Below are 21,337 nucleotides of genomic sequence, written 5' to 3' on the forward strand. Positions count from 1 at the left end.
TTGGCGCACAAACGGTTACAACCCGGCCTGGCCCACAGAACCTTGGCCGGGAACCCCTGGCTGCGTGACTGACGCTATTTTGCTGGCAAACGCCGGTCAAGCGGACGGGCTCGGCACATAGAGAATGCAAAGATTTGAATTTGACGGCGTCCTACGGCCGTCAGAACCCCGAGCCGTGCACCTCGTGGCCGGGGACCTCGGCGATCAGGCCCCGATAGGCCTCCTCGACGGTCGAACCGTGGTTGATCACCGCATCGACTTCGCGGGCGATCGGCATGTTCAGCCCGAACTCGTTGGCGAACTCCATGATCACGCTGGCGGCTTTGACGCCCTCGGCGACCTGGTTCATCGAGGCGATGATCTCGTCGATCGGCTTGCCGGCGCCCAGCTGTTCACCGACGTGGCGGTTGCGGCTGCGCTGGCTGGTGCACGTCACGATGAGGTCGCCCAGCCCGGCCAGGCCGGGGAAGGTTTCGGGATTGCCGCCCATGGCCACGCCCAGCTTCGTCATCTCGCGCAGCGCACGGGCGATCACCAGCGCGCGGGTGTTCTCCCCGATGCCCAGCGAGTAACCCATCCCGACGGAGATGGCGTAGACGTTCTTCAGCGCGCCGGCCATCTCGACCCCGATGACGTCGTCGGTGGTGTACACGCGGAAACGCCGGGTGCGGAACAGCCCCGACAGCCGGGTCGCCAGATGCTGGTCGGGCATGGCCAGCACCGCCGCCGCGGCGTAGCCCTCGCCGACCTCGCGCGCGATGTTCGGCCCCGCCAGGATGCCCGCCGGATGACCGGGCAGCACCTCCTCGATGATCTGCGACATCCGCATGTTGGTGCCCTGCTCGAGCCCCTTGACCAGCGAAACCACCGGAACCCAAGGCCGCAGTTCCCTGGCCAGCTCGGTCAGCACGCCCCGAAAGCCGTGCGAGGGAACGCCCATCACCACGACGTCGGCGGAGTTCGCGGCCTCGGCGAAGTCGGTCGTCGCGCGCAGCGTGTCGCTCAGCACCGCATCGTCGCCGAGGTAGCGGCTGTTGCGGTGATTTTCGTTGATGTCCTTCGCCGTCTCCTCCGAGCGCACCCACTGCAGCGTCGGTCCGCGGCGCGCACAGATCGACGCCACCGTGGTTCCCCAGGAACCGCCACCGAGGACAACGACTTTGGGTTCGCGCATCTGAGCTGCCATGGCGATCAGCGTATTGCCGACACCTCACATTTAGTAGCAGTTCACGCGGCACCGATTCGCGTCGAGTGCGGCCTTGGCTCGGCGGACGCCTGACAGCGAAGCTTCCGCTCGGCCCTGCGCCCGTTTCATGCGAAATTCACAAAGTGCATTTATCCGGGGATGGGCAGCGAATGCGCGACCAGCCGCCCATGGCCCGATAAACGCGTGCAGGTCGAAATACATAGACATTTCATAACATTGCCATTCCGGGCCGCGGCGGGCCGGTCCGGTTCATGCCAAACTCACAAATTGTGCGGAAAAGACTGATGCGCGGGCGGGTCGAAAGCCCTGGACAACGGGCCTACTGCGGGGGCGGTTCGGACGGTGGGCCCGCGGAAAAGAATGCCGCCGCCGGCAAATTAAAAATCAATGTGAGCGTTGCCAAAATGGCGAGCTCACGGGGATTGCGGAGCCATCGGTCGCCTTGATGCGCTCGACCCGTGTTTATAGCGTTTCGCGGCAATCGTCCAATTCGCCAGAGGGGAAGCCGCGTGTCCTATGTAAATGTCGATCCGGAGAAGCTGTCGGCGGCGGCCAGCAATCTGCAGTCCATCACCGCCGCGTTGAGTGCCGGCAATGCCGCGGCGGCCGGACCCACCACCGCGGTGGTTCCCGCGGCTGCCGACGAGGTGTCCGCCCTGACGGCGGCGCGCTTCGCCGTCCACGCGCAGCGGTACCAGATCCTCAGTGCCAGAGCCGTTGCCATCCACGAGCTGCTTGCCGCCGCCTTGGCGTCGGGTGCGGGTTCCTATGCCGGCACCGAGGCCGCCAACGCCGCGGCTTCGGCGCTCTGAACGTGTCAGCCAACGTGGACTACGCGCTGTTGCCCCCGGAAATCAACTCGGGGCGGATGTACACCGGCCCGGGGGTCGGTTCGTTGCTGGCGGCCGCGACGGCCTGGGCTGAACTGGCCGCGCAGTTGCACGCCAGCGCCGCGTCGTACCGGTCGGTGATCTCCGCGTTGACCGGCGGGCCGTGGTTGGGTCCGGCGTCGCTGGCGCTGGCCGCGGCCGCCGCCACCAATGTGGCTTGGCTGCGCAGCAGCGCTGAAAGCGCCGAGCTGACCTTCGAACGGGCCGGCGCGGCCGTGGCCGCCTACGAGACGGCGTTCGGGTTGACGGTGCCCCCGCCGGTGATCGCGGCCAACCGCGCCGTGCTGGCGTCGCTGATCGCGACGAATGTCTTGGGGCAGAACAGCGCCGCCATCGCGACCGTCGAGGCGGAGTACTTCGAGATGTGGGCTCAGGACGCCGCGGCCATGTATGGCTATGTGGCGGCCTCCGCGACCGCCACCCAGCTGACCGATTTCGCGGAGCCCGAGGAGGTGACCGACCCGGCCGGATCGGCCCGGCAGGCCGCCGCGGTGGCGAAAGCCGTCGGCAATTCGGCCCACACCGGTGCGCAAGACGTCGCGGCGAACGACCCCGCGACCCCCACCTTCGGCAACCTCAAACCGATCGACGAGTGGATTTCGGAGAACACACCGTTGGACGACATGGCCGCGATGTACTCGAAATACGTTGTCCCGTATGTGTCGTCGGGACAGGTGGGGGTTCAGACCGCCCAATCCTTCGGGCAGATCAGCAATGGCATCACGGCCATGACCACGTTCGGAAAGGGCCTGCTACCCGCCGCCTCGTCGGCGGCTCAGGCCGCCGGGGGTGGGACCAACGCGCTGGGCGCCGCCGGCGCCGGGCTGGGCAACGCCGGGTCGGCCGCGGCGGGGCTGGGGCGCGCGCTTCCGATCGGCGCACTGTCGGTGCCGCCGAGCTGGGCCCCGGTAACCGCGGTGACCAACCCGGGGGTCACAACCCTGACGAGCGCGGCCCCGGCCGCGGCCGACGGGCTGCACCCTTTCCCGATGGCGCCCTTTGGGCCAATGACCGGGCACACCGGCTGGCGTCAGACTCCGACGTATGGGTTCAAGCCGTCGGTCATGACCAAACCACCGGCGGCCGGCTAGCGCTCAACCGGCCAGTGGCGCCCGGTCGGCGGCCCGCCCGAACACCATCGCCTCTTCGATGCGGTCGAAGCGGTAGTCGATGGCGTCGGCCAGGTAGTTCTGCCGCACGTTCCACGGCCGCCTGGTTCCCGACTTGGGCAGGGCATGCACCGACCGCAGCACGTAGCCGGCGTTGATGTCCCACGACGGCTTCTCGGTCATCGGCTCGTTGCCGCGATGCGGGTAGGCATGCGTGTAGCCGTGAGCGGCCATGTGCGCCAGCAACTTCGCGGTTGCCCGGGCGGTGATGTCGGCGCGCAGGGTCCACGAAGCGTTGGTGTAGCCGACGCACCAGAACAGGTTGGGCACGTCTTCGAGCATGTGCGCCTTGTAGACGAAGCGGTCGTTGGTCTTGATCTCGTTGCCGTCCAGGCTGATCGCGGTCCCGCCCAGCGCCTGCAGCTGCAGGCCGGTGGCGGTGACGATGATGTCGGCGTCGAGGTGCCCGCCGGATTTCAGCGCGATGCCGCCCGTGTCGAAATGGTCGATGTGGTCGGTGACCACGTCGGCGCGGCCGGCGCTGATGGCGTTGTACAGGTCGGCGTCGGGTATCAGGCACATCCGCTGGTCCCACGGGTTGTACCGCGGCTTGAAGTGGGTGTCGACGTCGTACCCGTCGGGCAGGCTACTGATCGCCTTGCGCCGCAGCAGCCAGCGCACCAACCCCGGCGCCTTGCGGGACAGCGCGAAGAACACCGCCTCGGTGAGCGCGCTGTACATCCGGACGACGAGATGAGCCGGCTTGCGGGGCAGCACTTTCCGCGCGACGGCGGCGACCTTGCCGTACTTCGATGCGGAGATGAGATAGGTGGGCGAGCGTTGCAGCATGGTCACTTTGGCGGCCCGCTCCGACAGCGACGGAAGCAGCGTCACCGCGGTGGCCCCGCTGCCGATCACCACGATCTTCTTGCCGGTGTAGTCGAGGTCTTCCGGCCAGTGCTGGGGGTGCACGACGACGCCGCCGAACGTTTCGATGCCGGGGAAGTCGGGTGTGTACCCCTCGTCGTAGTTGTAGTAACCGCTGCCGAAGAACAGGAATCGGCCGCGCAAAAGCTTCCGCACCCCGTCCTGCTCGACCGTGACGGTCCAGGTGTCGGTGGACGAGTCCCAGTCGGCTGAGCGCACGTAGCTGTTGAATCGGATGTGGCGATCGATGCCGTACTTGCGCGCCGTGGCGACCAGGTACTCGCGGATGTGGACACCGTCGGCCACGCCCTCCTGCCGCGTCCACGGCTCGAACGGGAAGGACAGCGTGAAGATGCTGCTGTCCGAGCGCACGCCCGGGTAGCGGAACAGGTCCCACGTGCCGCCGATCTGCGCGCGCCGTTCCAGGATGGTGTACGTCAGCTGCGGGTTGCGCTCGCCGATCCGGTAGGCCGCGTCGATGCCGGAGATGCCGGCGCCGACGATGATCACGTCGGAGTAGTCGGCTTCGCTAGGGGCCATCGTGAACCTCGCTCACATCGTGGGGCTGGTCACTACATTAGGCACCCACCGGTTGGCCGGGCCAGCGATTCTCACCGAGCGTTCGACGTGCGGGCTACCGGTAATTGACGAACTGCAGCGCCACGTCCAGGTCGGCCTGCTTGAGCATCGAGATGACGGCCTGCAGGTCGTCGCGCTTTTTGCTGCTGACGCGGATCTCGTCGCCCTGGATCTGCGTCTTGACGCCCTTGGGCCCCTCGTCGCGGATCAGCTTGGTGATCTTTTTGGCGTGCTCACTGTCGATGCCCTGCTTCAGGGTGCCGCTGACCTTGTAGGTCTTGCCGGACGCCTGCGGTTCGCCGGCGTCGAAGGCCTTCATCGAGATGTCACGCCGGATGAGCTTCTCCTTGAAGACGTCGACGGCGGCCTTGACGCGTTCCTCGGTGGACGATGTCAGCTCGATAGCCTCGTCGCCCTTCCACGCGATCATGGTGTCGGTGCCGCGGAAGTCGAAGCGGGTGGCCAGCTCCTTGGCGGCCTGGTTGAGTGCGTTGTCGACCTCTTGGCGCTCGACTTTGCTGACAATGTCGAACGATGAGTCCGCCATGCGATCCGTCCCTTCATCCGGTGATGGCCGTTTGTGCTTTGTCTACCCCCTCGTTGTAACCTGTCTGGCGGCAGGTTGCCCGAGCGGCCAATGGGAGCGGACTGTAAATCCGTCGCGAAAGCTTCACAGGTTCGAATCCTGTACCTGCCACCAAGGTCAGAGCGCCAGGCGTCAGCCGCTCAAGCGTTGTGGCGATGACGGTTTCGGCTCGTCGGCGATTCTGATGTCGCGCCCGGCGCCCGCCGACACGGTGGCGGCCTCGCCGTGGGCCAGGCCCACCGTCGCGACGATCACCAACACCGCCGCCACGGTCAGCACCACCCAATCAAAGCCGTGGGCGTCCAGTGTCTCGCCGAGCACGGTGATGCCCAGGACCGCACCCACGATCGGCTTGGCGGCGATGATCGTCGGCAACGAGGCGGTCAAAGCGCCTGCGCGGTAAGCGGATTGGTGGAAGATCATCCCGGCTGCCCCGCAGAACACCCAGCCGTACAGCTCGGGTCTTGTCCACAACTGGTCGGGGTTGTGTTCGAGGATGTCGACGACGCCCTTCATCAGCACCGCGAAGACCGCCAGCAACGATCCGGCGACCGCCGCGAGCAACAGCGCGGCCAGCGGACGGTCCGACCAGATCCGGGCGCCCAGCAGTCCCAATAGCAGCGGCGGGGCCATCACGAGGGCCACCACGAGCCAGACGTGGGCCGGCGCGCGTTCCTGACCGCCCACCGGAGCGCCGACCGAGATGACGACCACCAACGCCGCCGTCAGCAACACCGCCCATATCCACTCGCCGCGGGTGACGGGGTGGCGGCTCATCCGCGCGTAGATCGGCAGGGCGAACAGCAGCGCGGTCACCTGCAGCGACATCACCAACAGCACGGAGCCCTTGTCCAGGGCCGCGGCGAGCAGGCAGTAGCTGGCGATGTCTCCGAGACCGCCCATCCACCAACGCCTATCGCGCAACAGCATGCCGAACAGCGCCAGGTGGCCGACCGGTTTGTCGGTTACCTCCTGCGCGGAGCGCTGCCGCACCACGTTCCCGATCGCCGACGCGAGCGCGGCGCACAGGGCGAGGATCGCCGCCATATCAGCCCTCGACATGTGACCAATCTAGTCGTGTCACGGCAAACCGCTCGCCGAGAGCGGGAAGGCGGTGCCGGTGAGCTCCTCGGAAAGGTCCCACAGCGCCGTCGCGGTGCCCGCCCGCTTGGCGGGCCAGTTACGCCAGGTCGGCTGGGTGCGGCCGTAGAGGCCGAAGCGCGGGCCGACGTAGGTGTCGCCCGGCAGATCCTGTGACACCGCGTACAGCGTCTGCCGGGCGCCGAAGTCGGCGTCGGTGGACACGATGCGGTCGACGGCCAAGACCGCGGCGTCGCCCAGCCTTCGTCCGGAGTTGCCTTGCAGGTTCGTGTGCGACCAGCCGGGATGGGCGGCCAGCGCGCGCAGTGGGGAGCCGACGGCATTCAGGCGTCGCTGCAGTTCGCTGGTGAACAGCAGGTTGGCCAGCTTGGATTGGCTGTAGGCCAGCCACGCCGAATACGGGCGCGACCGCCAGTTCAGGTCTTTGAGGCTGATGTAGCCGAAGTGGTGCATCAGCGACGACACCGTCACCACCCGGTCGGTGAGCTTGGGCAGCAGCAGGTTGGTCAACGCGAAGTGGCCGAGGTGATTGGTGCCGATCTGGCCCTCGAAGCCGTCGGCGGTCACCGCGTGTTTGGTCGCCATGATGCCGGCGTTGTTGACCAGCACGTCGACCGTGCCCAACTCCTCGGCGAAGCGCCGCACGGAGTCCAGGTCCTGCAGGTCGAGCTGGCGCACCTCGACATCACCGGCCATCCGCTCGGCGGCGGCCTTGCCCTTGTCCGTGTTGCGCACCGCCAGCACGACGCGGGCACCGACCCGCGCCAATTCGCGCGCGGTGACCTCGCCGAGGCCGGCGTTGGCCCCGGTGATCACGACGGTGCGTCCGGCGAACGAAGGCAACTCCGCGGCGGTCCAACCTGGCATGCAGCCCACCCTAACTAGGTGATCTGGTCCATCGGAACGCCGCAGGTATCGTGCGTGGGATGGCCAGCGGAACCTCACCAGGACGCCACGGATGTATCTAGGGGTCATCGTCAATCCGGCCGCGCGCAGGAATCGCCGCGCGCGGGGCGACCGCGTCGCCGAGTTGCGCCGCATCGTCGGCCCGTGGGGCGAGGTGCACGAGACCGCGTCGACCGAGGACCTCGCCAAGACCCTGGACGAGATCCATTCGCGGGTCACTCACCTCGTCGGCGACGGGGGAGACGGCGCGCTGCACTGGTTGATCAACGAGATGGAGCGCTGCGAGAGCGACCCGGAACGCTGGCCGGCCTTCGTGCCCACCAACGGGGGCAGCGTCAACGCCGTCGCCCGCAAGGCGGGGGTGCGCGGGCGGCCCGACGCCGTCATCCGCGCGCTGGCGGCGGCCGCGGCGGCCGACCGGCCCCCGCCCGAGATACGCCTGGACACCTTGCAACTCGACGGCGAAACCGCCGACGGCGCGGCGTTTCACCGCCTGTGCTTCGGGCTGGCCGCCGGGGGTGTCGGAAACCGGTTCTACGACATGTACTACGGAAAGCCCGACCACGGCCGCGGCGAAGTCGCGAAGGTGATCGGGCGTTCGTTCCGCGACTACCTCGCGTCCAAGGTCGGCCGCTCGCAGGCCACCAATTACGCGTCCGTGCTGTTCGCCCCGACGTCCGCCCGAGTCGTCATCGACGGCGAGGAGCTCCCGACGCGGACGCACCGCCTGCTGCACGCCGGCGCCATCGACCTGAGGATCGGTGGGCCGTTCCGGCTTTTCCCCAAGGCCGAAGACCCGGGCGCGCTGCACTTCCAGGCCGGCGAGATAAGGCCCTCGAGGATCGTCGCGCAGCTTCCCGCGGCGCTCACCAACGGGACGGTGCGCGGTCGCCGGGTGCGCGACGTCAACGGGCGCGAGATGATCATCGAGGCCGATGGCGAGCCGCTCTCGCCGATCATCGACGGCGAACGGTTCGTCGGCATCACCAAGCTGGTGGTCCGCGCCGGCCCGCTCATCCGGGTCGCCAGGACCGGCTGACTCCGTACGTCAGTAGATCAGCACCGCGGGCCGGGAACGGTGCCGGAAATCACTGTCCGGCACGAATGGGGATAGCACCGATTCGACCCGCTTTGGGCCGGTTTATGTCGTTTGCGGTGTCGATGCGAAATGCGGCCGGAGAACCGAACCGTGGCTCCGCCGATAAATCAGGATAAGCATAATTCCGTACGTCAGTATCCACGGGTCTACGGGCCGCAGGCGGCGACTAAATGCCGAGCTAGACGTGATAATCGGAGATACTGATGTACGCATTTGCGGACGGGTCGTCCGTGATTCGGGGCGGTTGATGTGCCTTGCCTGTGTGGTGAATGTGCAATGCCCAACAATGTCCCCGCACGCTTTGCCTGGTATCGGTCAGCGGCGTTACATTGGGCTTTATCAATTGATACGAAACTTCTTATGGCTGATAGTTGACCCGGAAGGGGGTGGCTCCTGCGATGGAGACGCTCATCGATCATCTGCACAAGTGGGAAGCGCTGACGCCGGACAAGACTCTCTTCCGGTTCGTCGACGACGAAGGCCGGGAACAGGAGCACTACACCTACCAGGCTTTCGCCGAGCGGACGCGTGAGCTGGCCGCATACCTGACGACGGAAGCCGGTCTGCGCCGGGGAGATCGCGCGCTGCTGGTCTATCCGCCCAGTTTGGAGATGGTGGCGGCGTTCTACGCGTGCGCCCGGATCGGGGTGATCGCCGTGCCGGTCAGCCCCCCGCTGCCGATGTCGTTCGAGTCGGGGCTGGCCAAACTCGCCTTCATCGCGCGGGACTGCCAAGCCAAGGCGGTGCTGTCGACCAAGCAGTTCGAGTACGACTACCGCCTGCTGCTCAACCACCTCGACAGCGGGTCGCCCTGGCCGGACGCCCAGCGTCCCCCGGAATTGCCGTGGTTCGGAACCGATGGCACGCAGGAGTTCGGCGGCGCGCCCGTCCCCGACACACCCGGGCCGGTGCTGTTCCTGCAATACACCTCCGGCTCCACCAGCGACCCGAAGGGCGTGGTCGTCACCCACGCCAACGTCATCGCCAACGCGTCGGCCTTCACCGGCGGCGAAGTCCTGGTCAGCTGGCTGCCCCAGCACCACGACATGGGCTTGATCTCCGCCTACCTGTTCATCCTGCTGATCGGGGGGACCACGCACGCGATGTCACCGCTGGACTTCCTCAAGCGGCCGTCGGCCTGGCTGCGGCTGATCAGTGACGTGCGCGCCACCCACACGCCGGTGCCCAACTTCGCGCTGGAGTTGTGCCTGCGCGAGGACAAGCTGCCCACCTCCGAGCTGGCCGGGATCGACCTGAGCTGCCTGGAGAGCATCGTCGTGGGCGCGGAGCCGCTGCGCGCCAGCACATTCACGCGGTTCCGGGAGCGCTTTGCCCCCTACGGCCTTGACCCCAACGCGCTCACCGGCGCCTACGGCATGGCCGAAAACACCCTGATCGTCTCGCTGCGCGGGCGCCAGACCCTGGCCCTCAACAAGCGCGCGCTGGAGCAGAATCTCGCCCGGGTCGAAAAGGCTCAGCCCCAGAACAGCAACCAGGCCCCGGTGGTGAGTTGCGGCAAGCCCATCGACGGCAACGTGGTCCGCATCGTCGACCCGGAGTCCGGGCGGGCGCTCGGCGAGGGCCGGGTCGGCGAGGTCTGGCTGGACGGGCCGTCCAAGGGCGGCGGCTACTGGAACCGCCCCGAGCTGACCGCCGAGGCCTTCGCGGCCCGCATCCCCGGCGACGACGAGCACACCTACCTGCGGACCGGTGACCTCGGCTTCCTGTACGAGGGCGAGCTGTTCGTCTGCGGCCGCAGCAAGGACCTCATCATCGTCCGCGGCGTCAACTGCTACCCCTCGGACATCGAGGGCATCGTGGAGCGGTCGGCGCCCGAGGTCCGCGGCGGCTGCGTCGCCGCGTTCGCGGTGGAGCACGACGAGCAGGAAGCGCTGACCGTGGTGGCCGAGGTCCGCGACGCACAGGCGCTGCCGGACGGCAAGGCGTTGGCGCGGGCCATCCGCCGGCACGGCCACGTCGACCCGCATGCCATCGCGTTCGTGCCCGCGCACAGCATTCCCAAGACCACGTCGGGGAAGATCAGGCGCTCCTCGACGCGCCAGCTCTGGCTGGACGGCGAGCTTCCCGTGCTGTCGACCTACACGCATCAGCCCCACGAGCGGCCGGACGCGACCAACGGCCCGCTGGACCGGTTCCGCAACCTCATCGAGAGTTACGACCTCACGGGCGAGGAGGACTGCTCCTTCGCGGACCTCGGCATCGACTCGCTGGCGCTCGCCGAGCTGCGCGCCGACCTGCAGGCCCTCCTGGAAGAGCACGGCGCCGGGGACCTGGCCGAGGAGGTCAACACGCGCCTGCTGCAGCGGCTGACGGTGGCCGAGTTCTTCCGGCTCGTCGGGCAGTTCGGTGCGGGGTCCGGGCAGCCGCTGGACGCGCTCCGCCGGGCGCTGGACCAGATCTCGGCCGAGTACGAGGCCTACGAGGTCGCCCGGATGCGGGCCGACGCGCAGCTGCCACTGCCGGCCCTGCCGCCGGCGCGGTCGGGTGCGCCCGACGGCATCCTGTTGACGGGGGCGACCGGGTTCCTGGGCCCGTTCCTGGTGGCCAGCCTGCTCGGCCGGACGTCCCACACCGTGCACGCGCTGGTGCGCGCCACGGACGAGACCCACGGGCTGGACCGGATCGTCGCGTCGCTGCGCAAGGCCCGGCTGTGGTCCCCGGCTCTGGAAGCCGAGGTCCGCGAGCGGGTGCGGGTGGTCTGCGGTGACCTCGCCGAGCCGCAGCTGGGCCTCGGCGAGGCGGGGTTCCGGCGGCTGGCCGAGAGCGTCGGCACCATCGTCCACAACGGCGCCCTGGTCAACTACGTGCGGACCTACGACGCCCTGCGACCCGCCAACGTGATCGGGACGCACGAGCTGCTGCGCCTGGCCATGACCGCGCACCGCAAGACCTTCCACCTGGTCTCCAGCACCTTCATCTACGGCTGGAGCGTCAAGCCGGTGGTCGGGGAGTCCGACGCGAACCCGGAGATGAACGCCCTGGACTTCGGCTACTCGCAGACCAAGTGGGTCGCCGAGCAACTGACCTTCGCCGCCCAGCGGCAGGGGCTCGACGTGCGCATCTTCCGGCCCTCGCTGATCGCACCGACCGGCGCGGGCTTCGGCAGCCAGGACGACATCCTGGTGCGCACCGTGGCGTTCATGATCGAGCACGGCGTCGCCGCCGACGCGCTCAACCAGCTCAGCCTGCTGCCCGCGGACCTGATCGCCGACCACATCGTCGCGCTGATGGACCTACCGGCCGACGCGGGCACGGTGTTCAACATGACGGCCGACGACTACTACAACCTGACCGACCTCACCCGGATCCTGTCCGAGCGCTACGGCTACCGCTTCGACTATCACGACATCGGATCGTTCGCGGCCGAGATGAACCGTCGGTGCACGACCCGGGACCCGATCTACCCGCTGGTCGACTTCCTCACCCGCTCGGCGGACAAGATCGCGGCGATGCGGGACAAGCGCTACGGCAACTCCCAATACCGACGCGCGCGCGAGCTGGCGGCGGTCCGCCTGCGTGAGCCGGCGTTGACCGAGACGGTCGACAATCTCGTCCGGTTCTTGCGCAGTGAGCGCCTGATCACCGAGGCTGAGGCCGAGGAGCAACGCAGCGCCTGACCCGCGCGACAACCAAGCAAGGGGGTCACCATGTTCACCGTCGACGACCAGGCGACGGGGCCGCATGACGCCTCGCTCGACCACGAGCGGATCGTCCTGCAGGCGCGTGACGTCGACTTCGACTGGGCGGAGCTGCCGTTCTACTACGTGCCCAACGAGCCCTTCACCACCCACTTCTGCAACGTCTTGCACCTGCTGCTGCCCGCCGGCGAGGAGTTCATCGTCGACGCGTTCAAGAACGCGCTGCCGCTGATAAAAGACGATCAGCTGCGGCTGGACGTGCAGGGGTTCATCAGCCAGGAGGCCATGCACTCCCAGGCCCATTCCGGGGTGCTGGACCACTTCGCGGCCAAGGGCATCGACGTCACCCCCTTCACCGACCAGATGGCCTGGCTGTTCGGCAAGCTCATCGGGGACCGGCCCGGGTGGGGTTGGCGGCGACGGCAGAGCTGGCTGCTCGAGCGGGTGTCGATGGTGGCGGCCCTCGAGCACTACACGGCCATCCTCGGCGAGTGGATCCTCGACACCCCGCAACACGACGCCTTCGGCACCGACCCGGTGATGCTGGACCTGCTGCGCTGGCATGGCGCGGAAGAGGTCGAACACAAGGCGGTCGCGTTCGACACCATGAAGCATCTGCGTGCCGGGTACTGGCGGCAGGTGCGCACCCAGCTGCTGGTGACGCCGGCGCTGCTGTGGTTGTTCGTCCGCGGCGTGCGGTTCATGTACTCGGTCGACCCGCACTTGCCGCCCGGCACCAAACCGCGCTGGCGCGACTACTTCAGCGCGGCGCGCCGCGGCCTGGTGCCCGGGCCGTTCCAGTTCCTGCGGGTCATCGCCGCCTACTACACGCCGAGTTTCCACCCGTCCAAACTGGGCGGGGTGGGCCGCGCGGTCGACTACCTGGCCCGCTCGCCGGCGGCGCGTGCGGCGCACTGAGATTCCGGACATGCCAGAGATGACTCACTCCAGCACCGTGATCGCCTCCGACGGCGTATCCCTCGCCGTACACGCCTACGCGGACATCGACCGCCGGCGCCCCACCGTTCTGGCGATTCACGGCTACCCCGACAACCATCACGTGTGGGACGGCGTCGCCGGCGCACTGAGCGGCCGCTTCAACGTCGTGGCCTACGACGTGCGCGGGACCGGTGCATCGTCGAAGCCGGCGAGGCGCTCGGGATACCGCCTGCCCCAACTGGTTTCGGATATCGGCGCGGTGATCGACAGCCTCGGCGCGGGCCGGGTGCACCTGGTGGCCCACGACTGGGGTTCCATCCAGGCCTGGGCGGCCGTCACCGACGACGCGGTGATGTCCAAGGTCGCGTCGTTCACGTCGATCTCGGGCCCGCACCTGAATTACGCGGGCAGGTTCCTGCGGTCCCCGCGCACGCCCCGCGGGGTGTTCGACGTGCTCAAGCAGGCCCTGGCGTCGTCCTACATCTGGTTCTTCCTCTGCCCCGGTGTGCCGGAGCTGGCGATCTGGTCGCGGGCCAGCGTGGCCGTCTTCGCCGCGGTGGAACTCATCGGCCGCCCACGCGGCGCCGGCCGGGCGCGCGCGGCGACCGCCCGGTCGACCCGCGACTACGTCAACGGGCTCAACCTGTATCGCGCCAACATGCCGGGACCGTTCCTGGCCCCGGGAAGGGAGTTGCCGCAGACGGCCGTGCCGGTGCAGGTGCTGGTGGCGCGCAGAGATTATTTCGTCTCGCCGCCGCTGCAGCGGTTCACCGGTGCGATACCGCCGAACGGCAGGGTCGTCGACATCGAAGGTGGGCACTGGGTGGTGTCCTCCCATCCCGAGGTCATCGCCGAGCTCACGGCCGAATGGGTCAACCAGGTCGCCGGCACGGACATTCGACAGGCCTAGGACACTCGCTGTGGCACATGCGATTTGGAGTAGCAGACCGGCTGACCTGTACGGCCGCCGCAAGCGCGATCGCCTCTACACGGCGTTGTGGGGAGTGGGCACCTTGTTCGGCGGTTTCGCGTCCGCGTCGCGGTGGAGTCCGTCGCGGGTCGTGCCGGTGCAACGGAGCAACACCGCAGTGGTCACCAGGCGAGAACTCGTCGCTCCCGACGTGGTCGCGTTGACGCTCGCCGACGCGGAAGGCGGATTGCTGCCGACGTGGACTCCCGGTGCGCACATCGACATCCGGCTGGCTTCGGGCCGTCGCCGCCAGTACTCGCTGTGCGGCCCGCCCGGGCGGCGTACCGACTACCGCATCGCCGTGCGCCGGATCGCCGACGGTGGCGGCGGCTCGATCGAAATGCACGACGCCTTCGACGTGGGGAGCACGGTCGAATTCGAAGGCCCCCGCAACGCGTTCTATCTCGTCACCGACGAGCGAGAGGTGTTGTTCGTGATCGGCGGCATCGGCGTGACACCGATCCTGCCCATGATCTCACTCGCCCAGCAGCGCGGAATCGACTGGCGCGCAGTGTATGCCGGGCGCAGCCGGGAGTACATGCCGCTGCTCGACGAGGTGCTGGCGGTGGCGCCCGAGCGGGTGACCGTCTGGGCCGATGACGAGCGTGGCCGCATCGCCACCGTCGAGGAACTGCTCGCCGACGCCGGGCCGGCGACGGCCGTCTACGTGTGCGGCCCGGCCGCCATGCTCGAAGCGGTGCGCACGGCGCGCGATCAACACGCCGACGCTCCGCTGCACTACGAACGGTTCGGGCCGCCGCCCGTCGTCGGCGGCACCCCCTTCGAGCTGGAACTCGCCCGTTCGCGGCGCGTGCTCAGCGTGCCGGCGAACCGCTCGGCGCTTGACGTCATGCTCGACGGCGACCCGACCACCGCGTACTCGTGCCAGCAAGGCTTCTGTGGCACGTGCAAGGTGAGAGTGCTTGCCGGACAGGTCGATCGGCGCGGCCGCGCCGGCGAGGGCGAGGGCGAAATGCTGGTCTGCGTCTCGCGCGCCCAAGGCGACCGCCTGGTAATCGACGCCTAGCAACGAGAAGCGGCAGCGGCCGGGCCTAAACGCCGTGTTCGCCGTGGTGCGCGGGGTAGGCGTGGACGAGCGCGCCGTTGAGCCTTGGCACGGCGTGCGTCAGTTCGTGTTCGGCGTCATGGGCGATACGGTGGGCGTCCTCGAGGCTGGTGCCGGGATCGATGTCGAGTTCGGCGTCGGCGTGCAGTTGGTGCCCGATCCAGCGCATCCGGATGCTTCGCACGCTGCGGACGCCGGGCCGGGCGGCAAGGCATGCTTCGGCGGTGTCGACGAGCTTGGGGTCCACCGCGTCCATCAGCCGGCGGAAGATCTCGCGCACGGCGCGGAAGAGCACCGCGACAATCGCCACCGTGATGATCATGCCCACGACCGGGTCAGCGACCGGGTAGCCCAGAGCAACGCCGATCGCCCCGAAAAGCACTGCCAGCGAGGTGAATCCGTCGGTGCGGGCGTGTAGGCCGTCGGCGATGAGGGCGGCCGAGCCGATTCGGCGGCCGACCCGGATGCGGTAGGTTGCGACGCCCTCGTTGCCGAGGAAGCCGATCACGCCGGCGGCGGCGACCCAGCCGACGTGCTCGACGGCGACGGGGTGGATGAGCCGCAGCACGGCTTCGTAGCCGGCGATGATCGCCGACAGCGCGATCATGCCGATGACGAACAAACCGGCGATGTCTTCGGCGCGCCCATAGCCGTAGGTGTATCGCCGGTTTGCCGCGCGCCGTCCCAGCGAGAACGCGATCCACAGCGGGACCGCGGTGAGCGCGTCCGAAAAGTTGTGGATGGTGTCGGCGGCCAGCGCGATCGACCCGGAGATGACGGCGATCACCACCTGTATGGCGGCGGTGGCGGCCAGGCCGAACAGGCTGACCTTGACCGCCCGGATGCCGATGGCGCTGGATTCCAGGGCGGTGTCGACGCTGTCGGCGGCGTCGTGGCTGTGCGGCACGAACAGTTGCGTCACGATGCCGCGAAGTCCGTGGGCATGGTCGTGGCCGGGCCCATGGTGGTGGTCGTGGTCGTGCCCGCCGGGGGTGCTCATCCGGGCACTGGCAGCTTACCTGCATGCATACGCAGATAATAAATCACTCAGCTCGCGCCCGACAACCTGACGGTGATCTCGGCACCGCCTTCCGCGTGATTCTCGGCGGTGACCGTGCCATGGTTGCGCCGCGTGAGGGCGTCGACGATGGCCAATCCGAGGCCGGTGCCGCCGGCGGTCCGCGCGTTGTCTGCGCGGGTGAATCGGTTGAAAGCGTGGGGGAGGAAATCGGGCGGAAATCCCGGACCGTGGTCGCCGACGTGGATCTCGACGCCGTCGGCGGTCGCCTGGGCGCGGACGGTGATCGGCGGGGCTCCGTGCTGGGCGGCGTTGTCGATGAGGTTGCCGACGATCCGGTCCAGGTCGTCTGGCTGGACGCGGACATGTTGGCCTGCGGGGCAGTCAATCTCAAGCTGGGCGCCTAGGCTGTGGCGGTATCGCTCGCCGATGCCGGCCAGGCTCCCACCGAGGTCAATGGTCGGCGGGTCGGCCCGTCTGCCGGTGTCTGCGACCGCGAGCAGGTCGCGCGCCAATCGGGACAGCCGAGTGGTTTCGTGCAGGGCCGAGTGCATTGCGGCGACCAATTCGGGATTGCTTCGTGGGCGCCGTAGTGCGAGTTCGAGTTCGGTCGTCAGCAGGCTCAGCGGGGTGCGCAGTTCGTGGCCCGCATCGGTGACGAATTGACGTTCCCGCTCCAAGGCGACCTGCAGCCGCTGCAGGAGCTCATTGAAAGTCGTTCCCAGGTCTCGGATCTCATCACGGGCCGGCGGGACGGGCAGTCGGGCGTCCGCGTCGGTCGCGCTGATGCCTGCGGCACGGACGCGCATGCGTTCGACCGGTCGAAGGGCGGCCGCTGCCAGCAGGTAGGCGCCGACGGCGGTGGCCAACAGAAGGAGCGGGAAACTGACGGCGAGCTCGTTGCGCAGATCCGCGACCGCGGCGTCCCGGTCGGCCAGGCTTTGGGCCGCGACGACGACGCGTCCACCGGCCGCCGGGCCCGCGGCCAGCCGCACCGGTCCCTGCAGGTTGCCGAGCCGCGGCTGATCGGTTACCAGTTTCCCTCGCTGGGCGGTCCCCAACTGGGAGGGTGACAGCGCGGTCTGCCCGCCCAGATTGGAGGTCGCGGCGAGCACGTGGCCCCCGGGGGCGACGATCTGCTGTGCGGTGTCGGGATCGCCTCCGGCCAGCAACGGATCGTCATCCGCTGCGATCGGGCGGAGGTTGGCCAGCTGAGTGGACAGGGACTCGGTGATCGCCGCGTCGAGCGATTCTTTGGTGTGGGCAACGGTGAGGGTCGCCACGACCAACAGCACCAGCCCCGTCGCGGCGGTGAAGGCGGCGGTGAGCCTGATCCGAATCGGCCAGCGTCGAATCATCTGCCCGTTTTCTCGGGCACACCGCCGTCGGTGCGCATTCGGTAGCCGATCCCGCGGACGGTTTCGATGGAGCGCAGCCCGAACGGCCGGTCAATCTTGTCGCGTAGCGCGCGGATGTGGACGTCGATGACATTGGAACGTGATTCGTAGGCGAAGTCCCAGCAGTGCTCCATCAACAGGTCTCGGCTAAGTACCGCGCCGGGCCGACGCAGCAGCAGCTGCAGTAATCCGAATTCCTTGGTGGTCAAGGAAATCTCAACTTCGCCGCGCCAGCATCGGTGGCTGGCGGGGTCGGCACGCAGCGATCCGGCGGTCAATACCGTTGGTCGTGGCGTGGGCCCGCGGCGGATGAGTGATCGCAGCCGGGCAAAGAGTTCGTCGAGGTGAAACGGTTTGGTGAGGTAGTCGTCGGCGCCGCCGTCAAGACCGGCGACCCGGTCTGTGACCGCCCCGCGGGCGGTGAGCATCAGCACCGGTACCCACTTCTGCCGATTGCGCCATTTCCGGCAGATATCGAAGCCGGACATGCCTGGCAGCATCACATCCAGCACCACCGCGTCGTAGTCATAGGCCATCGCGGCCTGGTAGCCGCTGGGGCCGTCGGCGGCGATGTCGACGGCGTAGCCGTCTTCGATCAGACCGCGGCGCAGCAGGTCGGCCATCTTGGGCTCGTCTTCGACCACCAGCACTCGCACCGTTGCCACCACCCTCTCTGCACTCGGAGGTGCCACCAGGCCCACACCCATCATCGTCTCTAGTTGAGGTAAAGCAGGTGTAGTTGGCGTTGATGAAGCTGCGATGAGGAAAGCGGCGCTGGACGCGACATCGATCGGGCCGGCCACCCCGGCGCCGACGGTGCAGCCGCCGGTCGACATCGATGTCGCCGGAGTCCAACAAGCGTTGGGCCGCAAGGGGACCGCCGACGGCGGCTTGTTCAAGTGCAGCATCCCCCGCAAGGACACCATCGTCGAGGACGGGCGCATCCTTCCGCCGGCGTCACTCAACTTGACGACCGTCGTCAATTTCCAACCCGTCGGCGGCGGTCGCGCAGCGATCAACGGGGGACTTCAGATCGTCGAATTGCAGAACCACGGACTCACCGAGCAACCCAGGCTGTTCTATATGCACTATTGGGGCGTCGATGACGCGGTCACCCTGGCGAAGGCGTTGCGCCCGGCGCTCGACGCCACCAATCTGCGGGCGGCGTAGAGCCGGCCCAAGCCACGAGGTTTGACTTACGCGATCGGTTGATCACCATGGCTGGTGCTCGGCGACAACGTCATTCGTCCTCCCGGTCAGTCATTATCCGGGGCTTCAGTCCCTACGAAGTGGAAGCCCTGGTCTAGGTGAACTTCGACCTGAGTGCCGTCGGGTTTGGTGACGACTACCCCGTAATACGCGGCGCCCTCGTTGGTTTCCTTTTCGACCTTCCCGGCTTTGCCCGGAATGGCTTGCACCGCCGCGGCGCGGGCCTGATCGGCGGGCGGCCCGGTGATCTCCTGGTCGTCGGCGGCGGCGACGCCGACGCCAATGGCCGCTAGGACGGTGGCACTGGCCACGCCGATGCCGATTTTCGTTCTGGCCCTCATCGATTTCGTCCCTTCTCGTCTTGACCTGATCATGGAAGCGACGCTAGCGCCGGCACATGAAGCCAGGATGAATGTGCTCGAAGTCGTTTGCCCGCAGGCACGTCTTCGTGCTGAGTCGGGCATGCAGGCTTTGAACTTGGCGACGCAATGACCGCCGAGGTGGAGGATTCGGACCTGCGAGCGGCGGCATCGCCTCGATGGTGATCGCCATGGCCCGTTGCCCGCTCGGTCCGTTGGGTTGCGGGCGTCGCGCTCAGCTGGGCCGACGGTTCAACGGCGCAGGTACGCCCCGACAAGGAATCTATTCATCCGGAACCTTGCCGGCCGGTCGTTACGAGGACGATGATCGTGACTGACGGCTAAGGAGGCTCTGTCATGATGCTCAATAGATTCGCCGCCTGGACCGGGTGGTTTGCCACACTCCTTGCGTTCGCGGCGCTGCCGATGGCCCTCTTCGCGGCGGGCACCGGCCACCCGGGTTGGGCGATGGTGGCGGCCGCCGCCCTGCTGTCCTGCGTCGGCGTCGGGGCCGGCGTGGTCGGGGCGGTCGTGCATTACGACCACCGGCATCACCGAAGCACGCCTCACCTCTTCTAGCGACGAGACGCCTCGAGGCCGGCCGAGAGCCCGGCGCGGTCGGCCTAGCAGTTGATATGGGGAATGCAACCCGTGTCGCCTCCGGGGCCGTTGAAGCCCCTCGTGGGCTGACTGGCCGCGGGTGCTCCGGGACCGGCAGTGGTCGGGGGCGCCGGTGCAACGGTGGACGTCGGGGTTGCAATCGATGTGGTTGTGGTGCTGGGTGATTCGCTGCCGAAGGCTGCCGCCAGGGTCAGCACTGCCGCACCGCTGGACAGCGCGATCGCCGTCATCGCTCGAGATTTCATCACAGTCTCCGCTCTCGATTTGTGCGTATCACCCATTTGACGTCGTTATACCCCTACGGGGTAGGGCCATAGGTCCTCTGCGTTGCCGGGCGGCCTCGCGTCAGGGTCGGGCAGGTGATGAGTCGCCTCGATGGGCCTGCAGTCGAGAGAGGCCGTCGCGGATTCCCCCGGCGATCTGACCGGTGACGTCAGGACCGAGGCCCGGTGGTTGCTGGCAATAGCAGCTCAGATTGCCGAATGGGTTCGGGTCGGCACTGGCCCCCGGCGCGAGGTCAATGCCCAAGCCGAGGGCGATGGTTGCACTGGCGCAGAGGATCGAAATCGCAGGGAAATTAATCACTATGGCCTGGGGCTGGCATCGATGACGGTCTGCCTAGGCAGGGTTGAGGCCTTTTCTTTGCAGGCGACTAGTCGTTACACGTGCACGCGGGGTGGCCGCAGGCGCAGCCGCCGGCCTGGGTGCAGGCGGAGTCGCCACAGGTGCATCCGGTGGATTTGCAGTGGCAGGTCTCTGTCTCGTTCATGCCCGGAACCATACCCCCGTAGGGTAACTATGGCAAGCGTGTTCAGGCCGTGCCGCGCGAGCACGTGCCCCGAATTGCGTGCCCTGACCTGTGCTTGTGCCAGCTGAGCATCCGGAAGCAGATCAGTGGCTTGCGATGTCGTGGGAAGGGGTCTTTGAATTCCCGAGTGCCCTCACCGTCCGCAACGCGCCCGCGGCAAGCAGGGTCTGCTGGGAACCGCGAAGCTCCGCCGCGAGGTCGTGCTCTAACGCCGGAACCTCCACCCCTCGGCGGCGCAGCTGCCGGTCCAGCGCGGCGATGAACAGGCCCTCGCCCTTGCGGCGGCACCCGAGCACGGCGCGCTCGTTCATGACGTCGCGGGTGAGGGCGGCGGCCGGGCAGGATGCGACCACCTCGAGCGATGCCCGCATGTCCAAGGTCGTGGTGACCCCACACGATGGCGAGGCGCCGATTCCGACCATGCCCGCGACGGTGATCCCGGACCGCTCGTAGTCGGCGACGTCGCGCGCGACCCGCCGCGCCAGCCGCCGGTAGACCAGGCGGGTCCAGGCGACGAATCCGCGCAGCAACGGACCGCGCAGCGGGTACAGCAGTCCGCCCTTGGAGTGGTACAGGTGCAGGCTGTGCGGCTTGAGGGTCCCGCCCCAGGCCAGCCGCTCCGGGCACGGCAGCTGGTGAATGCCGTAACCCTCGCTGATGAGCTCCTCGACCGACTCCGACACCGCACCCGGTCGGGTGGCGCCGCCGGCGTAACGCGTGTTCTCGTTCAGCAGACAGTGCGACACGAGGACAATCCGCCGACCGCGCTCATCGCGCAGCTGGTCGAGCAGCAGCTGCGCTTGGGACGGTGTCCGTCTACGGCGCATGGTCGACACGTTATCTCGGCTCGTCCGGTGCGGAGCAGTTTCGGCCGCCACCCGCCCTGA

Annotated in this window: 20 protein-coding genes, 1 tRNA gene and 1 pseudogene; 12 read left to right on the forward strand and 10 right to left on the reverse strand. The window is 67.9% G+C overall.

The window, feature by feature from the left end; genetic code table 11:
- Positions 1-160: 160 nt before the first annotated feature.
- Entirely contained in the window at positions 161-1,186 is a 1,026-nt protein-coding gene (locus tag G6N37_RS23495; RefSeq protein WP_163683774.1) for an NAD(P)H-dependent glycerol-3-phosphate dehydrogenase, read from the reverse strand.
- A 530-nt stretch (positions 1,187-1,716) separates the two neighbouring features.
- Between G6N37_RS23495 and G6N37_RS23500 the strand changes: the two genes are divergently transcribed.
- Together G6N37_RS23500 and G6N37_RS23505 are read left to right on the forward strand one after the other, a co-directional pair.
- Positions 1,717-2,019 carry a PE family protein gene (locus G6N37_RS23500; RefSeq protein WP_083171674.1) on the forward strand — a complete coding sequence of 101 codons (303 nt, stop codon included), beginning with the start codon at positions 1,717-1,719 and terminating at the stop codon, positions 2,017-2,019.
- 14 nt (positions 2,020-2,033) lie between these two features.
- Complete coding sequence (locus G6N37_RS23505) at positions 2,034-3,188, forward strand: PPE family protein (protein WP_456299213.1); 1,155 nt, start codon at positions 2,034-2,036, stop codon at positions 3,186-3,188.
- 3 nt (positions 3,189-3,191) lie between these two features.
- Here the strand turns inward: G6N37_RS23505 and G6N37_RS23510 are convergent, their stop codons facing one another.
- Entirely contained in the window at positions 3,192-4,673 is a 1,482-nt protein-coding gene (locus tag G6N37_RS23510; RefSeq protein ID WP_163683776.1) for a flavin-containing monooxygenase, read from the reverse strand.
- Between the two features lie 94 nt (positions 4,674-4,767).
- Positions 4,768-5,259, reverse strand: a complete 492-nt coding sequence (locus G6N37_RS23515) for a YajQ family cyclic di-GMP-binding protein (protein ID WP_163683777.1) — start codon at positions 5,257-5,259, stop codon at positions 4,768-4,770.
- A 69-nt stretch (positions 5,260-5,328) separates the two neighbouring features.
- Here G6N37_RS23515 and G6N37_RS23520 point away from each other — a divergent pair.
- Positions 5,329-5,412 (forward strand) — tRNA-Tyr (locus G6N37_RS23520).
- An 18-nt stretch (positions 5,413-5,430) separates the two neighbouring features.
- On the opposite strand, the gene G6N37_RS23525 is transcribed toward G6N37_RS23520, so the two are convergent.
- Positions 5,431-6,360 carry a DMT family transporter gene (locus G6N37_RS23525; RefSeq protein WP_163683778.1) on the reverse strand — a complete coding sequence of 310 codons (930 nt, stop codon included), beginning with the start codon at positions 6,358-6,360 and terminating at the stop codon, positions 5,431-5,433.
- An 18-nt stretch (positions 6,361-6,378) separates the two neighbouring features.
- Positions 6,379-7,266: an oxidoreductase gene (locus G6N37_RS23530; RefSeq protein ID WP_163683779.1), complete on the reverse strand. Its 888-nt coding sequence runs from the start codon at positions 7,264-7,266 to the stop codon at positions 6,379-6,381.
- Positions 7,267-7,357: 91 nt separating this feature from the next.
- On the opposite strand from G6N37_RS23530, the gene G6N37_RS23535 reads away from it, so the two are divergent.
- From G6N37_RS23535 to G6N37_RS23555, 5 genes are all read left to right on the forward strand, one after another.
- Positions 7,358-8,344 (forward strand): diacylglycerol kinase family protein, encoded by a 987-nt coding sequence (locus tag G6N37_RS23535; RefSeq protein ID WP_163683780.1) that lies wholly within the window; start codon positions 7,358-7,360, stop codon positions 8,342-8,344.
- Positions 8,345-8,802: 458 nt separating this feature from the next.
- Complete coding sequence (locus tag G6N37_RS23540) at positions 8,803-12,042, forward strand: thioester reductase domain-containing protein (RefSeq protein WP_163683781.1); 3,240 nt, start codon at positions 8,803-8,805, stop codon at positions 12,040-12,042.
- Between the two features lie 30 nt (positions 12,043-12,072).
- Positions 12,073-12,981 (forward strand): metal-dependent hydrolase, encoded by a 909-nt coding sequence (locus G6N37_RS23545; RefSeq protein WP_163683782.1) that lies wholly within the window; start codon positions 12,073-12,075, stop codon positions 12,979-12,981.
- A 19-nt stretch (positions 12,982-13,000) separates the two neighbouring features.
- Positions 13,001-13,912, forward strand: a complete 912-nt coding sequence (locus G6N37_RS23550; protein WP_174813976.1) for an alpha/beta fold hydrolase — start codon at positions 13,001-13,003, stop codon at positions 13,910-13,912.
- 10 nt (positions 13,913-13,922) lie between these two features.
- A complete protein-coding gene (locus G6N37_RS23555) occupies positions 13,923-14,999 on the forward strand; it encodes a PDR/VanB family oxidoreductase (RefSeq protein WP_197745716.1) in 1,077 nt (358 codons plus the stop codon).
- A gap of 25 nt (positions 15,000-15,024) precedes the next feature.
- Here the strand turns inward: G6N37_RS23555 and G6N37_RS23560 are convergent, their stop codons facing one another.
- The 3 genes from G6N37_RS23560 to G6N37_RS23570 are packed head-to-tail and all read right to left on the reverse strand — an operon-like array spanning position 15,025 to position 18,118.
- Entirely contained in the window at positions 15,025-16,038 is a 1,014-nt protein-coding gene (locus G6N37_RS23560) for a cation diffusion facilitator family transporter (protein ID WP_163683783.1), read from the reverse strand.
- Between the two features lie 47 nt (positions 16,039-16,085).
- Positions 16,086-17,414, reverse strand: coding sequence for an ATP-binding protein (locus G6N37_RS26505; RefSeq protein WP_163683784.1), 1,329 nt, complete (start codon positions 17,412-17,414; stop codon positions 16,086-16,088).
- Positions 17,411-18,118 carry a response regulator transcription factor gene (locus G6N37_RS23570; protein WP_306460839.1) on the reverse strand — a complete coding sequence of 236 codons (708 nt, stop codon included), beginning with the start codon at positions 18,116-18,118 and terminating at the stop codon, positions 17,411-17,413. Before G6N37_RS23570 ends, G6N37_RS26505 begins: the two co-directional genes overlap by 4 nt.
- A gap of 100 nt (positions 18,119-18,218) precedes the next feature.
- On the opposite strand from G6N37_RS23570, the pseudogene G6N37_RS23575 reads away from it, so the two are divergent.
- Positions 18,219-18,623 (forward strand): annotated as a pseudogene (locus G6N37_RS23575) (DUF1259 domain-containing protein); the annotation flags it as partial.
- An 86-nt stretch (positions 18,624-18,709) separates the two neighbouring features.
- Here G6N37_RS23575 and G6N37_RS23580 read toward each other — a convergent pair.
- Positions 18,710-19,003 (reverse strand): PepSY domain-containing protein, encoded by a 294-nt coding sequence (locus G6N37_RS23580; RefSeq protein ID WP_276055277.1) that lies wholly within the window; start codon positions 19,001-19,003, stop codon positions 18,710-18,712.
- Here G6N37_RS23580 and G6N37_RS23585 point away from each other — a divergent pair.
- The 3 genes from G6N37_RS23585 to G6N37_RS23595 all read left to right on the forward strand — a co-directional run bounded on the left by G6N37_RS23585 (position 18,960) and on the right by G6N37_RS23595 (position 19,927).
- Positions 18,960-19,154 (forward strand): hypothetical protein, encoded by a 195-nt coding sequence (locus G6N37_RS23585; protein ID WP_163683785.1) that lies wholly within the window; start codon positions 18,960-18,962, stop codon positions 19,152-19,154. The genes G6N37_RS23580 and G6N37_RS23585 overlap by 44 nt on opposite strands.
- 224 nt (positions 19,155-19,378) lie before the next feature.
- Positions 19,379-19,600, forward strand: a complete 222-nt coding sequence (locus G6N37_RS23590; protein ID WP_083171660.1) for a hypothetical protein — start codon at positions 19,379-19,381, stop codon at positions 19,598-19,600.
- 162 nt (positions 19,601-19,762) lie between these two features.
- Entirely contained in the window at positions 19,763-19,927 is a 165-nt protein-coding gene (locus G6N37_RS23595) for a hypothetical protein (RefSeq protein WP_163683786.1), read from the forward strand.
- 606 nt (positions 19,928-20,533) lie between these two features.
- Here the strand turns inward: G6N37_RS23595 and G6N37_RS23600 are convergent.
- A complete protein-coding gene (locus G6N37_RS23600; protein ID WP_083171658.1) occupies positions 20,534-21,277 on the reverse strand; it encodes a 2-thiouracil desulfurase family protein in 744 nt (247 codons plus the stop codon).
- Positions 21,278-21,337 lie beyond the last annotated feature (60 nt).

Origin of the sequence: Mycobacterium seoulense (assembly GCF_010731595.1) — a bacterium.
In the GTDB taxonomy this organism is placed as follows: Bacteria; Actinomycetota; Actinomycetes; order Mycobacteriales; family Mycobacteriaceae; genus Mycobacterium; species Mycobacterium seoulense.